This is a genomic window from Streptomyces lavendofoliae (assembly GCF_014649735.1).
Lineage (GTDB): Bacteria > Actinomycetota > Actinomycetes > Streptomycetales > Streptomycetaceae > Streptomyces > Streptomyces lavendofoliae.
Genome location: NZ_BMTP01000023.1, coordinates 44,830 through 59,787, shown reverse-complemented (window position 1 = coordinate 59,787; position 14,958 = coordinate 44,830). Strand labels below are relative to the sequence as shown.

The window sequence follows — 14,958 nt, the reverse complement described above, 5'->3', positions numbered from 1 at the left end:
CACCCTGGTCGCCCGTGCCACCCTGGTCACCGGTACCACCCTGGTCGCCCGTGCCACCCTGATCACCGGTACCACCCTGGTCGCCCGTGCCACCCTGGTCACCCGTGCCACCCTGGTCACCCGTGCCACCCTGGTCACCGACGCCGCCCGGGTCGCCGGTGCCTCCGGCGTCCTCACCGATACCGAGACCGGCGTCCAGACCGCCCTCGTTCGCCTCGGCGCGGACACCGATGCCGGCGACCTCGACGTCTATGCCGACCGCCGAGGCGGCGCCCGCCGCGGTCAGGGACGCTCCGGCTGCGATCACCGCACCGGCTGCGATCCGCGCCACGCGGACCCGCGTCTTCTTGGTCATCTGCCTGCTACCCCCAGTAGCTCATTCGTCCATGGAGCAGCGCTCGGGGCAACGGACGCTGGGGGTCTGGCTCACGTGCCCCCGGTCACACGCGCCCCAGTCATGCGCATGCCGCGCGTCAGCTTTCCCAGTTTTCGTATAAGCGTCAAGGCGGTTGCGCGTGCGATGCCCGGAATGATCACACTTGCCGGGCGTGCAACGATGCAACTGTGACGTAAAAGGCGAACACCGGCCTGCCAAAGGCCAGTTTCCTTATCGACAAAGCGAGCCCATGGCGAACACGGCGCTTGCGTCAGCGAATTGCGTCCGCATACGCGAACGGCGCCGGACCGCCCGCTGAGTGGGCCGTCCGGCGCCGGAATTCCGCCGAACCGGGGGTGTCGTCCCGGGGGCTACTTCTCCTGCTGCTTCCGCCAGCGGATGCCCGCCTCCAGGAAGCCGTCGATCTCGCCGTCCAGGACGGACTGCGGATTGCCGACCTCGAACTCCGTACGGAGGTCCTTGACCATCTGGTACGGGTGCAGGACGTACGAACGCATCTGGTTGCCCCAGGAGTTGCCGCCGTCGCCCTTGAGGGCGTCCATCTTGGCCTGCTCCTCCTGACGGCGCCGCTCCAGCAGCTTCGCCTGGAGGACGTTCATCGCGCTGGCCTTGTTCTGGATCTGCGAGCGCTCGTTCTGGCAGGAGACGACGATGCCGGTCGGGATGTGCGTGATGCGCACGGCCGAGTCGGTGGTGTTGACGCCCTGGCCGCCGGGGCCGGAGGCGCGGTAGACGTCGATGCGCAGCTCGGACTCGTCGATCTCGACGTGGTCGGACGACTCGACGACCGGCAGCACCTCGACACCGGCGAAGGAGGTCTGGCGGCGTCCCTGGTTGTCGAAGGGGGAGATACGGACCAGACGGTGCGTGCCCTGCTCGACGGAGAGCGTGCCGTAGGCGTACGGCGCCTTGACGACGAAGGTGGTCGACTTGATGCCGGCCTCCTCCGCGTACGACGTCTCGTAGATCTCCGTGGAGTAGCCGTGCCGCTCCGCCCAGCGCAGGTACATGCGCTGGAGGCGCTCGGCGAAGTCGGAGGCGTCGACGCCGCCGGCCTCCGCGCGGATGTTGACCAGCGCCTCGCGCTCGTCGTACTCACCGGACAGGAGGGTGCGGACCTCCATCTCGTCCAACGCCTTGCGGACGGAGACCAGCTCCGCCTCGGCCTCGGCGAGGGTGTCCGGGTCGTCCATCTCCTCGGCGAGCTCGAAGAGGACGGCGAGGTCGTCGATGCGACTGCGCAGCGCCTCCGTCTTGCGCACCTCGGCCTGGAGGTGCGACAGCTTGCTCGTGATCTTCTGCGCCGCCTCCGGGTCGTCCCAGAGGGACGGGGCCGCGGCCTGCTCCTCGAGCACGGCGATGTCTGCCCTCAGCCTGTCGAGGTCCAGGACGGCCTCGATCGACCCCATGGTCGAGGAGAGGGACTTCAGCTCTTCGGATACATCGACGACTGCCACGACACCAGCGTAACGGCTGCGTGCGACAGCCAGGGCCCCCCGGGAGTCACCAGGGCTGTGACGGGGACGACTGCTCGGAGTCCTGGGGTGGGGCGCCCGGGTCGTCCCCGCCGGTCGCCAGGTAGCCGCCGACGCCCGCGGCGGCGACGAGGGCGAGCGCGGCGATGCCGAGGGTGATGCGGCGCTTGCGGACGGCTTCCGACCGGTGCCGGGCGGAGCCGGGGCGGCGCCCGCCGGCGGGGCGGGGGGCGCGGGCGGTGCCGCGCGGGCCGCCGGACAGCTCGTCGGGGGCCGGGACGCGCATGGAGGTGTGGGTGTCCCGGTTGGAGTCGGTGGAGGAGCCCGGCACCAGCGGCACGGCCGTCCGGCGCGGGGCGTTCGGGAGCGTCGGGTACGGGTCGTCCTCGTACGCCTCCGCGGCGGGCTCGGCGTCCGGCTCGTCCACGTCGAGCGGCGGCATGCCGGCGACGAGCGGCAGCAGGTCGTGCAGGCGGGCGGCGAGCTCGGAGGCGCGCAGCCGGGACGCGGGGGCCTTGGCGAGGCACTGGACGATCAGCTGCCACAGCTCGTCCGGGATGCCGGGGAGCGGGACGACCGTCTCGGTCACGTGGCGGCGCAGCACGGCGCCGGGGTGGCCGCCGCCGAACGGGGTGAAGCCGGCGAGCAGCTCGTACAGCACCGTCGCCAGGGCGTAGATGTCCACGGCCGCGCGCGGCGGGAGTCCCTCGACGATCTCCGGGGCCACGTAGTCGGGGGTGCCGATGACGCGGGTGGACTTGGTGCGGCCGGGGGTGTCGATCAGCTTGGCGACGCCGAAGTCGGTGAGGAGGGCGGGGTGGGCGCCGCCGGGTCCGAGCGGGCCCTCCATGTCGAGCAGGATGTTCTCCGGCTTGACGTCGCGGTGGACGATCCCGGCCGCGTGCGCGGCGGCCAGGGCGTCGGCGACGTCCGCCACGATCGAGACGGCCGCGGCCGGGGCGAGCCGGCGCTCGCGGTCCAGCCGGGTGCGCAGGTCCGTGCCACGCACCAGGTCCATGACGAGGGCGAGGTCGTCGCCGTCGACGACCAGGTCGCGGACGGCGACCACGCGCGCGTGGTCCAGCCCGAGCAGGGCGGTGCGCTCCTGGACGAAGCGTCCGACGAGCTCCTGGTCGGAGGCCAGGTCCTCGCGCAACAGCTTGATGGCGACGGGGCCCTCCGGGCCCTCGCCGAGCCACACCGTTCCGGCACTGCCCCGTCCCAGGATCTGGTGGGCGGTGTACCGGCTGCCGATCTTCCGTGCCAAGACTGCTCCCTCAGCGGCTGGCGTTCCCGACAAAGTTACGCGGGCTCGGGCGCCGGTATTCACCACCGGGGGGAAATCACCCCTCGGAAGTCGACAAAGCGACAGGATTACCGTGCCCGGTCACTGTCCCGCGGGCGTGTTGCCGGTGGAGCCGGAGCTGTTGCCGAGGTCGGAGATCCAGTCGGACACGGTCGACACCCCGTCGCTGATGGCCTGCCAGTAGCTCTTGCCCTCGGCCACCCAGTCCTGGAGCGGGGTCAGCTCCCAGATGAGCCAGCCCGCCACGACGAACAGCACGATCGTGAACAGGCAGCCCTTGAGGCAGCCCAGGCCCGGGATGCGCATCGGGTTGGCGCTGCGCTGCCGGGGCGGCCTGGGCTCGCGCGGCGGGCGCGGGGCCGGCTGCTGGGGCTGCTGCGGCTGGTGGTGCTGCGGCGCGTACTGCTGCGGAGGCGGCGCGTACTGCTGCTGCGGGGGCGGCGGCGGTGCGTACTGCCGGCGCTCCGGCGGAGCCTGCTGCCGGCGCTGGTGCTGCGGCGGGTACGGCGCCTGCGGCGGGGACTGCTGGTGCCGGGGCGGCTGCGGCGGCTGCTGGGGCGCCTGGCGCTGCGGGCGGCGGCGCAGGGGGTCCTGGCTGGGGTCCAGGTACTGCACCTGGGTCTGCTCGTTGCGGTCACGGGCGGCGCGCAGCTGGCTCTGCCAGGGGTGCGGCTCCTCCGGCTGCGGCTGTCCGTCCGGGCGCGGGGGGACGGGTGGCATGACCGTGGTCGGGGCGGCGTCGCCGTGGCCGCCGCCCTGGCCGCCGGCGCCGCTGGTGGGCAGCACGCTGGTGGGGGCGGCCGGGTCGTACTGGCCGGCGTTGCCCGGCAGCACCTGCGTGGGGTCCGCCGCCCCGGGGGTCTGCGGGACCTGCGCCGGTGCCGGATCGGGGGCGAGGAGCGCGCCCACGCCCTCGGCCGCCTCGATCTGGGCCGGCGTGGCGTGCACGCCGATGCCGGAGGCGACGGTGCGCAGGCCCCGGGCCAGGTTCTCGGCGGCGGGACGGCGCTCCGGGTCCTTGCTGAGGCAGCGCTCGATGACGGTCCACAGGGGGCCCGGGACCGTGGAGGGGCGGCGGGGCTCCTCGCTGAGGTGGCGGTGCAGCACCTCCAGCGCCGTGCCGCCGGCGAACGGCGGGCGGCCGGTGACCAGCTCGTAGAGCAGGATGCCGGCGCCGTAGATGTCCACGGCGGAGGTCTGCGGGCGGCCTTCGGCCGACTCGGGCGCCACGTACGCGGGCGTGCCGACGAATTCGTGCGTACGGGTGAGGCCGGGGCTGTCCGCGAGGCGCGCGATGCCGAAGTCGGTGAGCATCGGGTGCATCTGGCCGTCGCGCTCGGCGAGCAGCACGTTGGCGGGCTTCAGGTCGCGGTGGACCACGCCGTCGGCGTGGCTGGCGGCGAGCGCGTCGGCGATCTGCGCCGTGAGCAGGGCGGCGGCGACCGGACTGAGCGGGCCGTTCTCCCGGATGTAACGGTGCAGGTCGGGTCCGTCGACCAGGTCCATGACGAGGGCGAGGAGGTCGCCCTCGACGACGAGGTCGCGGGTGCGCACGATGTTCGGGTGGGTGAGGCGGAGCAGGACGGAGCGTTCCCGGAGGAAGCGCATCACCACGTCCGCGTCGTTCGCCAGCTCCTCCTTGAGGACCTTGATCGCGACGGTCTCGCCGGGCTGGCCGGGCACGGCCGCCTCGGCGCCCGCGGTCTCCCGCTGGCGGGCTCGCCAGACGGTGCCCGTGGCGCCGCGCCCGAGCGGCTCCTCGAGCAGGTACTTGCTGCCTACCGGCCGCACGTCATGCGCTCCCTGCGATCGTGGTCCTTGCCTGTCCGGGGCCCCTTTCGGGTCCGCCCGGTGTCCGCCCCACTGTAGTGCCGGACAGCGGCACACCGGCGGGTCGTCCACCGCCCCGTCCGACCCTGCAAGACGCGGGCGAAAGGGACTCGGTTGCCAGGGTGACACGACTCTCGCCGGCGCACATGATCGCAAGACGTGACCGAGCAGGCGTTTTCCGGACCACCTTCGATCGATCAAGATCATTTCTTGGTGGGCCGGGGACGAGTTGTCAGTCCCAGGTGGGAGGATGCCCCCAGCACGGCGCATCGCGGGGTCGGGAGCCCCGTGGTCCGTGCCGACCTGACCGGACGACGCGTCCGTGGCGGGTGGGGGGAGATCGAGACGGGCCATTCCCTCCCCTGCCGGGCGCGCCGCGCAGAAGGGACCGCTGACGGCGATGCAGATCCGGCTGACCGTCCTCGCGGCGCCGACCGGCGGCCAGGCCGCGGGACGCGCCTGTGACGTGCTTGTCACCGCCCCGGCCGGGACCGCGCTGGCCGCCGTCGCCTCCGGGCTGGCCGCCGCCGTGTCGGGCGCCGACCCCTCGGGGGCCGTCGTTCTCCACGCGGGCGGTGAGCGGCTGGATCCGCAGCGCCGCGTGCTGGGCGAGCCGCCGCTGGTGGACGGCGCGGTGCTCTCGCTCCAGGTGCCCGGCGAGGACCACGCGCCCCTGGACGGCGCGGCGGCGCGGCTGCACGTGGTGGCCGGGCCGGACGCCGGAGGGGTCCACCTGCTGCACCCGGGCCGCATCCGCATCGGCCGCTCCGCCGACGCCGACGTGCCGCTCGACGACCCGGACGTGTCCCGGCTGCACTGCGCCGTGACCGTCACGGACGACGGGCGGGTCACGGTCGCGGACCTGGGCTCCACGAACGGCACCACCCTGGACGGCTCCGAGGTCGGCACCCGCCCGGTCCGCCTCACGCCCGGGGCGCTGCTGCGGCTGGGCGAGTCGTCGCTGCGGCTGACGACGGGCGCGCACCCGGCCGACAGCGCGCCGCTGGCCACCGCGCCCGACGGCGAGGGGCACCTCCGGGTGTCCCGCGCGGGCGCGGCGCCCACCCGGACGGAGGACGCCCCGGCGGGCGCCGCGGGTGACCCGCGCGTGCCGCGGCGGACGGCCCGCCCCGTGGACGGGGCCGGCCGGCCGGACGGCGGGCCCGGGGCGTACGGCGGGCCCGGGGCGTACGGCGCCGTGCCCGGGGGCGACCCCTCGGCGGCGGGCGGCTCGGGGCAGACCACCCCGGCCCGCGGCACGCCCGTGGGCGGCGGCACCCTGAGCGTCACCGGCGACGCCCCGGCGGGGACCGGCCCGGCACGCGCGGGTGCGCCCGGCCAGGGCGCCACGCCCGGCGCCGGCGCTCCCGTCACCGATGTCCCCGGCACCGCCGTCCCCGGGACCGCCGCGCCCGCCCGCAAGCGGGGCATAGGGGCCTGGGCGCGGCGGCTCGCGGGCGGGCGGCCCGACGGGTCCGCCGAGCCGCCGGCGGGGCCCGGTCCCGCCGCCCCGGGGGGCGGCGCCGTCCACGAGACCTGGCCCGACCCCGCCACCGTGCTGCTCACCGCGCTCGGCCCCGGCCCGCGCCTGTGGGAGCGGGACGCCGGTCACCCGGAGGCCCTCGCCGTGCGGCTCGGCACCACCGAGCGGGCCGACCTGCCCGCCGTACCGGTCACCGTGGGGCTGCGCGAAGCGGGGTCGCTCGGGCTCGCCGGGCCCCGCGCCCGGCTCCTCGGCCTGACCCGCTCCGTGGTGGCGCAGCTCGTCGCGCTCCACGCGCCCACCGACCTGGAGATCGTGCTGATCAGCAGCGCGGGCCGCACGCGCGACTGGAGCTGGCTCGGCTGGCTGCCCCACACGCGCCCCGCCCACGGCCAGGACTGCCGGCTGCTGCTGGCGTACGACCCGGAGCAGGCGGCGGCCCGCACCGCCGAGCTCACCCGCCGGCTGGACGACGGACCGCTCGGGCCCGGCTGGGCCGGCGCCGACCGCAACGCCGTCGCGGAGGCCGCCGCGCGGCACGCCACGGCGGACGGGACCTACACGGTGGTCGTCGTGGACGGCGACCCCGGTTCGGCCGCGCTGCGCGAGACGACGGCACGGCTCGCCGGGGCGGGCGCGGCGGCCGGCATCCACCTGGTGTGCCTGGCCGAGACACCGGCCGCCTCGCCGCTGTCACCGGTCACGGAGACGTACGAGACGGCGTGCGCCGCGTCGCTCGCGTTCCGCGAGTGCGGGGCGGCAGCGCTGCTGTCCGGCGACGTGGCGACGGCGCTGCGGCTGATGCGTACGGCGGGCGGGCGGCCCGCCGGCCACGGCACGGTCGGCACCGTCGACGCGGTGTCCGCCGCCTGGGCCGAGCGGTTCGCCCGGGCGCTCGCCCCGCTGCGGGCGGAGCGCGACGAGCACGCCGGGAGCACCTGGGCCGCCGGCACCGTCCCCCGGGGCCGGACCGCCGTACCCCTGCCGCCGGCCTCGCGGCTCCTGGACGAGCTGGGGCTGGCCCGCGCGACGCCCGCGTCCCTGATGGCCCGCTGGGCGTCCGCCCCGGACGGCACCGCCGTGCTGGGCACCGGCCCGCGCGGCCCCGTGTCGGTGGACCTCATCACGGAGGGCCCGCACCTGCTGATCGAGGGGCCCGCGGGCAGCGGCCGCACGGAGCTGCTGCGTTCCGTCGCCGCCTCCCTGGCCGCCGCGTCCCGCCCGGACCGGCTGGGCCTGCTCCTGGTCGACGGCGCGGGCGGCGAGCGCGGCGAGGGTCTCGCGCCCTGCACCGAGCTGCCGCACGCGACCGAGCACCTGGTGGCCTCCGACCCGGTGCGGATGCGCGCGTTCGCGCAGGCCCTCGGGGCGGAGCTGAAGCGCCGGGCGGAGCTGCTCGGCCGCCAGGAGTTCACCGAGTGGCACACCCAGCGGGAGGTCGCGGACCGCATGGTCGGGCCTCGCCGCCCTCTGGACACGGGCCCGCACCGCCCCGTGGACCCGCCTGCGGGCCGGTCCGCCGGCCCCGGCGAGCCGGACGGCCCCGACGCGGCGTCCACCGGCACCCTGCGGCTGCGCCCCGCCGCCCGTACGGCGCGGGAGGAGGCGCCGCCCCCGCTGCCGCGCCTGGTCGTCCTGGTCGACGACTACGACGCGCTGGTGGCGCCCGCGCTCGGCAGCCCCGGGCGCCCCGCCGCCGGGTCCGTGGTGCGGGCCCTGGAGGCCGTGGCCCGCGACGGCCACCGGCTGGGCGTGCACCTGGTGGTGACGTCCGCCCGGCCGGACCGCACGGTCGACACGGAGCTGGCCCGCCAGGCCCGGCTGCGGGTGGTGCTGGACGCCCCGCCGGCCTCCCCAGGACCGGACGTCCCGGCTCCGGGGCGCGGCCGGCTGGGGCACCCGGACGGCCGGGTGACGCCGTTCCAGGCGGGCCGGGTCACCGGGCGCATCCCCCGGACGGCCACGCAGCGGCCCACCGTGGTGCCGCTGGAGTGGGAGCGCATGGGCGATCCGCCCACCCGGCGCCCGGTGCGGGAGCTGGGCAACGGCCCGACGGACCTCGCGCTGCTGGCCAGCGCGCTGGACCGGGCGGCCCGCTCGGTCGGGGCGACACCGGTGCCGCCGCTCGTACCGGCCGCGCGGACGTGACGGCCGCCCCCGGCGGCCGGGCGTGACGACGGCCGACGGCACGTCACGACCGGATCACGAAACCCGACTTGACACGGAAGGCGGTATTGCGGCCCCCGTACGCCGGGCGTAGACCTGACGGACGGTACGCGTACGCGCACGGAAGAGAACGGGGCAGTGATGCGCACAACTCTTCGGACACGCAGGGCACTCAGGGCACTCAGGGCACGCGGGAGCCGCGGGACGGCAGGGACGGGCGAGGCGGGCGACGCCCGTACGGCGGCCACGCCGGCCACGGCTCGTACGTCACGCGAGGCACGCACGGCACGCCGGGCCTCCGTGGCGATGGCGGCCCTCTGCGCCCTCGTCCTCGCCGGCTGCGGTGACGGCGACGGCGGCGGGGGCGGCCCCGAGCCGGACAAGAGCACCGGAACCGGCGCGGCGAGTGTCCGGCTGCCCAAGCTGGACGGCCAGAAGGTCCAGGTCGTGGCGGTGTGGACGGGCCCGGAGCAGCAGGCGTTCACAAAGGTCCTCGACGAGTTCGAGAAGCGCACCGGGGCGGAGGTCGCCTACGTACCGACGCAGGACGCGATGCTCAACTACATCGGTACGAAGATCGCGGGCGGTGCCCCGCCGGACGTGGCCATGCTCCAGCAGGTGGGCGCGCTGAAGCAGGCCGTGGAGCGCAAGTGGGCCAAGCCGGCCGGTCCGGAGGCCAAGGCGCAGCTGGCCAAGAACTACTCCAAGGGCTGGCAGGACCTCGGGGCGGTCGACGGCACGCAGTACGGCGTGTACTTCAAGGCCGCGAACAAGTCGCTGATCTGGTACAACACCGCGGTCTTCGAGAACGCGGGGGTGAGCGAGCCGAAGACGTGGAAGGAGCTGCTGTCCACCGCGGAGACGGTCTCCGCCTCCGGGGTGACGCCCTTCTCGGTCGGGGGCGCGGACGGCTGGACCCTCACGGACTGGTTCGAGAACGTCTACCTCTCGCAGGCGGGTCCGCAGAAGTACGACCGGCTGGCCGCCCACGAGATCCCGTGGACCGACCCGTCCGTCAAGCAGGCGCTCACCACCCTCGCGGAGGTGTTCGGCAAGCCGAACCTGATCGCGGGCGGTGCGGCGGGCGCGCTGCAGACGGAGTTCCCGGCGTCCGTGACGCAGACGTTCACCGGCGGGGACGCGCCGAAGGCCGGGATGGTCTTCGAGGGCGACTTCGTCTCGATCAACATCGCGCAGACCGAGGCGAAGGTCGGTACGGACGCCAAGGCGTTCCCGTTCCCGGCGGTGGGCGCCGAGGCGCCGGTGGTCACCGGCGGGGACGTGGCGGTCGCGCTGACCGACAAGCCCGCCACCCAGGCGCTACTGACGTTCCTCGCCTCGCCGGACGCCGCGCGGATCTGGGCGGGCGAGGGCGGCTTCATCTCGCCCAACAAGGCGATGGACCCGGCGGCGTACCCGAACGACGTCCAGCGCGACATCGGCGAGGCGCTCATCGCGGCCGGTGACGACTTCCGCTTCGACATGTCGGACCAGATGCCGCAGTCCTTCGGCGGCACGCCAGGCAAGGGCGAGTGGAAGGCGCTCCAGGACTTCCTGAAGAACCCGAAGGACGTCGCGGGGACGCAGGCCAGGCTGGAGGCCGACGCGGTCAAGGCCTACAAGGGCAAGAGCTGACGCCATGACGGCGCCGGCAACGGGGGGCGCGGCGGCCGTGCGGCCGGCGCCCCCGGGTCCTCGCAAGAGCGTCACCGGCACCCGTGTGCTCGTCGCGGCCGGCTTCCTGCTGCCCGCGCTGGTGCTGCTGGGCGCGCTCGTGGTCTACCCGATCGGGTACTCGGTCTACCGGTCCTTCCTGGACCAGGCGGGCAGCGGCTTCGCCGGCCTGGACAACTACGTCGAGATCTTCACCGACGACACGATCCTCACGGCCGTGAGGAACAACGCCGTCTGGGTGGTGGTCGCGCCGACCGTGGCCACCGCCCTCGGGCTGATCTTCGCGGTCCTGACCGAACGGGTGCGGTGGGGAACGGCCTTCAAGCTGATCGTCTTCATGCCGATGGCCATCTCGATGCTGGCCGCCGGGATCATCTTCCGGCTGGTGTACGAGCAGGACCCGGACCGAGGTGTCGCCAACGCGGTCTGGGTGGGCGTGCACGACACGTTCGCCGAGTCGGCGGGCTACCCGAAGGCCCGGCCGCTGCCCGTGCACCCGCTGGAGGCGGCGGGCGGCGGCGCGTTCGTCACCAAGGAGCCCGTCAGGGCGGGTACGCCCGCTCTGCTGCCGCTGATCGGGGTGGCCCCGCGGGACATGCCCGAGGACGCGGAGCCGGCGAAGGCACCGCCGGCGGGCGGGGGCGGGGTGACGGGGACCGCCTGGCTGGACTTCACCCGGGGTGGCGGCGGGAGGCCCAACTCCGTCGACGCCGAGGAACTGGGCCTGAAGGGGCTGAAGGTGGAGGCGGTGAAGGACGGCAGGGTCGTGGCCACGGCGTCGGCGTCCGCCGACGGCACCTTCACCCTGCCGAAGGAGGCGGACGGGGCCCTCCTGCGGCTGCCGGAGAGCAACTTCCGGGAGCGGTACAACGGGGTGGACTGGCTCGGTCCGTCGCTGGTCACCCCGGCGATCATCGGCAGTTACGTCTGGATGTGGGCGGGCTTCGCGATGGTGCTGATCGCCGCCGGGCTGGCGGGCCTGCCGCGCGAGCTGCTGGAGGCGGCCCGGGTGGACGGCGCCAACGAATGGCAGGTCTTCCGCCGGGTGACGGTCCCGCTGCTGGCGCCGGTCCTCGCGGTCGTCCTGGTCACGTTGATGATCAATGTCCTGAAGATCTTCGACCTGGTGTTCATCATCGCGCCCGGTTCGGTGCAGGACGACGCGAACGTGCTCGCGCTCCAGCTCTACCGCTCGTCGTTCGGCACGGACGCCCACCTGGGTGTGGGCAGCGCCATCTCCGTACTGCTCCTGCTGCTGGTGATCCCGGTGATGTTCTTCAACATCCGCCGCATACGGAAGGAGACCCGGCGATGAGCGGCAGCGCCCGGCGGAGCCCCGCCGCACGTCCCGCCGGCCGGGCCGCCGGCAGTCCCGCCACAAGCCCCGCCGGACGCCCCGCAGGCCGTCTCGCCACCCGTCTCGCCGCCCGGGCCGGGGGCGGGGCGATGCGGGTCTTCCTCGTCCTGGTCGCGCTGTTCTGGCTGATGCCGACGGTGGGGCTGCTGCTGTCCTCGCTACGCGATCCCGCCGACATGAACGCGAGCGGCTGGTGGAAGGTGTTCACGGCGCCGGCGCAGCTGACCACCACCAACTACGCCCGCATCCTCGAGAACGACACGATCACCGGCTCCCTGCTGTCCACGGTCCTGATCACCGTGCCCGCGACCGTCCTGGTCGTGGTGATCGGGTCGCTGGCCGGGTACGCGTTCGCGTGGCTGGAGTTCCCCGGCCGGGACTGGTGGTTCCTGGTGGTCGTGGGGCTGCTGGTGGTGCCGGTGCAGGTGGCACTCGTCCCCGTCTCGGAGCTGTTCGGGGCGGTCGGCATCTTCGAGACGACGCTCGGGGTCGTCCTGTTCCACGTGGCGTTCGGCCTGCCGTTCGCGATCTTCCTGTTGCGGAACTTCTTCGCGGAGATCCCGCGCGAGCTGCTGGAGGCCGCCCGGCTGGACGGGGCGGGCGAGATCCGGCTGTTCACCCGGGTGGTCATGCCGCTCGGCGGACCGGCCATCGCCTCGCTGGGCATCTTCCAGTTCCTGTGGGTGTGGAACGACATGCTGGTCGCGCTGATCTTCGCGGACTCCGAGTCGCCGCCGATCACGGTCGCGCTCCAGCAGCAGGTGCGGCAGTTCGGCAACAACATCGACATTCTGGCGCCCGGCGCGTTCGTGTCGATGGTGATACCGCTCGCCGTGTTCTTCGCCTTCCAGCGGCAGTTCGTCTCCGGCGTGATGGCCGGCGCGGTCAAATGACGGTCATCCGACGCGCCGCCGGGGCGCCGCCGGGGCGCGTCGGGCCGCGTCGGGTGAGTGAGGTACAGGTGAGCTACCGGGTCCCCCGTATGCCACGGCGGGCGTAACCCGGTCGGTTCATCCGACGTTCCCGGGCCATGCCCCGGTTCAGCGTCATCGTCCCCGCGTACAAGGTCCAGGCGTATCTGCACGAGTGCCTGGAGTCGGTGCTCACCCAGTCCTTCGAGGACCTGGAACTGATCGCCGTGGACGACTGCTCGCCCGACGGCTGCGGGGCGGTGATCGACGAGTTCGCCGCCCGCGACCGCCGGGTCGTCGCCGTCCACCTGCCCGAGAACGCCGGCCTGGGACCGGCCCGCAACGCCGGGCTCGCCCGCGCGACCGGCGACTACGTCCTCTTCCTGGACGGTGACGACACCTTCGTACCGGGTGCCCTTCAGGCCGTGGCGGACCGCCTCAAGGAGACCGGCTCGCCCGAGCTGCTGGTGTACGACTACGCGCGCGTGTACTGGTCGGGCCAGGCGGTGCGCCACGAGTTCCGCAGCCACCTCACGCAGGCCGGCCCGGCGCCGTTCCCGCTGACCGAGCGGCCGGGGCTGCTGAAGGTCCTGATGGTGGTGTGGAACAAGGCGTACAAGCGGGAGTTCCTGGAGCGCGAGGGGTTCACCTTCGCTCCGGGCTTCTACGAGGACACCCCGTGGACGTACCCGGCGCTGATGGCGGCCGGGTCGATCGCCACCCTGGACCGGGTCTGCGTCCACTACCGCCAGCGCCGCACCGGCTCCATCCTGCGCACCACCAGCCCACGGCACTTCGACCTGTTCGAGCAGTACGAGCGGGTCTTCGCGTTCATCGACGCCCGTCCCGAGCTGGCGCGCTGGCGGCCGGTGCTGTTCCGTCGCATGGCCGACCACTTCACGTCCGTGTTCTCCGCCCCCGGTCGCCTCCCGCGCGGCACCCGCGCCGACTTCTTCCGCCGCGCCCGCCGCCACTACCGCCGCTTCCGGACACCGGGCGCCACGCCGAAGTTCACCACCCGGCTGCGGCACGCGCTGGTCCGGCTGGGCTGCCACCGTACGTACCGCGCGGTCATGGCGGCCCGCGTGTTCCGCAAGCGGGCCGGGCGGTACGCGTCGTGGACCGCGCGGGCGGTGCGCGGCGCGCTGCTCCAGCTGCACTACCGGGTCCAGCTGTGCCTGCCGGTGCGCGCGGACCGGGCGGTGTTCGCCGCCTACTGGAACGGCGGTTACGCGTGCAGCCCGGCCGCGATCGAGGAGCGGGTGCGGGAGCTGGCCCCGCACGTGCGGACGGCCTGGATCTGCGCGCCCGAGCACGCCCACACGGTGCCGCCCGCGACGCGCAGGCTGCGCCCGGGGTCGGCGGCGTACTGGACGGCGCTGGCCCGCTCCAAGTACCTGGTCAACAACGTCAACTTCGACCGGCGGCTGGTCAAGCGGCGCGGTCAGCTGCTGATCCAGACACAGCACGGCACACCGCTGAAACACATGGGGCTGGACCTCCAGTTCCGGCCGGCGGCGGGACGGGGCATGAACTTCGCGCAGCTGCTGCGCAACATCGACAAGTGGGACGCCCTGGTGTCCGCCAACCGGCACTCCAGCCTGGTCTGGGAGCGGGTCTACCCGGCCGCCTACCGCACCCTGGAGTTCGGCTCGCCGCGCAACGACGTCTTCCAGCGCGCGACCGCCTCCGACGTGGCCCTGCTGCGCGAGTCGCTGGGCGTCCCCGAGGGGCACACCGCGATCCTGTACGCCCCCACGCACCGCGACTACGCGCACCCCCAGCCGCACCTGCTCGACCTGGAGCGGCTGGCGCTGGCCCTCGGGCCGCGCTTCGTGGTCCTGGCCCGCCCGCACCCCACGCACGGCGCGCCCGCCACCGCGTACGGCAACCCCCGGATCATCGACGTGTCGGGGCACCCTTCGGTGCAGGAGCTGTGCCTGGCGTCGGACGTGCTGCTGACGGACTACTCGTCCCTGATGTTCGACTACGCGGGCCTCGACCGGCCGATCGTCGTGCACACCGAGGACTGGACGGCGTACGACGCCACCCGGGGCACCTACTTCGACCTGCGGGCGTTCCCGCCGGGAGCGGTCGCCCGCACCGAGGACGAGCTGATCGACATCTTCGTCACCGGCCACTGGCGGGGCTCCCGCTCCGCTCAGCTGCGCGCCGCGTTCCGGGCGCGTTTCTGTCCGTACGACGACGGGCACGCCGCCGAGCGGGTGGTGCGGCACCTGTTCCTGGGCGAGGACCCGGCGGCCCTGCCGCCCGTGGTTCCGGCGGAGGACCGCTGCCCGGCCCCGTCGCTGGGCGGGGCCGGCGCGGCGCTGTTCCCGGCGCCGCGCTAGCGGGTGAC

8 protein-coding genes and 1 pseudogene are annotated in these 14,958 nt (G+C 74.3%); 5 read left to right on the top strand and 4 right to left on the bottom strand.

Annotation, left to right across the window (positions count from 1 at the left end; translation table 11 throughout):
* The 4 genes and pseudogenes from IE109_RS30360 to IE109_RS30345 form a co-directional block, all read right to left on the bottom strand.
* Positions 1 to 355: pseudogene (locus tag IE109_RS30360) on the bottom strand (hypothetical protein); the annotation flags it as partial.
* A 392-nt stretch (positions 356 to 747) separates the two neighbouring features.
* Complete coding sequence (gene prfB, locus IE109_RS30355) at positions 748 to 1,854, bottom strand: peptide chain release factor 2 (RefSeq protein WP_189554572.1); 1,107 nt, start codon at positions 1,852 to 1,854, stop codon at positions 748 to 750.
* Positions 1,855 to 1,900: 46 nt separating this feature from the next.
* Positions 1,901 to 3,139: a serine/threonine-protein kinase gene (locus IE109_RS30350; protein ID WP_189554571.1), complete on the bottom strand. Its 1,239-nt coding sequence runs from the start codon at positions 3,137 to 3,139 to the stop codon at positions 1,901 to 1,903.
* A 120-nt stretch (positions 3,140 to 3,259) separates the two neighbouring features.
* Positions 3,260 to 4,969, bottom strand: a complete 1,710-nt coding sequence (locus tag IE109_RS30345; protein WP_189554570.1) for a serine/threonine-protein kinase — start codon at positions 4,967 to 4,969, stop codon at positions 3,260 to 3,262.
* Positions 4,970 to 5,408: 439 nt separating this feature from the next.
* Between IE109_RS30345 and IE109_RS30340 the strand changes: the two genes are divergently transcribed.
* The 5 genes from IE109_RS30340 to IE109_RS30320 all read left to right on the top strand — a co-directional run bounded on the left by IE109_RS30340 (position 5,409) and on the right by IE109_RS30320 (position 14,950).
* Positions 5,409 to 8,639 (top strand): FHA domain-containing protein, encoded by a 3,231-nt coding sequence (locus IE109_RS30340; protein ID WP_189554569.1) that lies wholly within the window; start codon positions 5,409 to 5,411, stop codon positions 8,637 to 8,639.
* A gap of 324 nt (positions 8,640 to 8,963) precedes the next feature.
* A complete protein-coding gene (locus tag IE109_RS30335; protein ID WP_189554579.1) occupies positions 8,964 to 10,292 on the top strand; it encodes an ABC transporter substrate-binding protein in 1,329 nt (442 codons plus the stop codon).
* A gap of 4 nt (positions 10,293 to 10,296) precedes the next feature.
* Positions 10,297 to 11,646 (top strand): carbohydrate ABC transporter permease, encoded by a 1,350-nt coding sequence (locus tag IE109_RS30330; protein ID WP_189554568.1) that lies wholly within the window; start codon positions 10,297 to 10,299, stop codon positions 11,644 to 11,646.
* Positions 11,643 to 12,581, top strand: coding sequence for a carbohydrate ABC transporter permease (locus tag IE109_RS30325; RefSeq protein WP_189554567.1), 939 nt, complete (start codon positions 11,643 to 11,645; stop codon positions 12,579 to 12,581). The genes IE109_RS30330 and IE109_RS30325 overlap by 4 nt, the downstream gene beginning before the upstream one ends.
* 137 nt (positions 12,582 to 12,718) lie before the next feature.
* A complete protein-coding gene (locus tag IE109_RS30320) occupies positions 12,719 to 14,950 on the top strand; it encodes a bifunctional glycosyltransferase/CDP-glycerol:glycerophosphate glycerophosphotransferase (RefSeq protein WP_189554566.1) in 2,232 nt (743 codons plus the stop codon).
* Positions 14,951 to 14,958 lie beyond the last annotated feature (8 nt).

Bases quoted from the DNA above. Each gene is read 5' to 3' on its own strand.
- IE109_RS30320 (WP_189554566.1), top strand. From the start codon at position 12,719: ATGCCCCGGTTCAGCGTCATCGTCCCCGCGTACAAGGTCCAGGCGTAT.
- IE109_RS30335 (WP_189554579.1), top strand. From the start codon at position 8,964: ATGGCGGCCCTCTGCGCCCTCGTCCTCGCCGGCTGCGGTGACGGCGAC.
- IE109_RS30325 (WP_189554567.1), top strand. From the start codon at position 11,643: ATGAGCGGCAGCGCCCGGCGGAGCCCCGCCGCACGTCCCGCCGGCCGG.
- IE109_RS30340 (WP_189554569.1), top strand. From the start codon at position 5,409: ATGCAGATCCGGCTGACCGTCCTCGCGGCGCCGACCGGCGGCCAGGCC.
- IE109_RS30330 (WP_189554568.1), top strand. From the start codon at position 10,297: ATGACGGCGCCGGCAACGGGGGGCGCGGCGGCCGTGCGGCCGGCGCCC.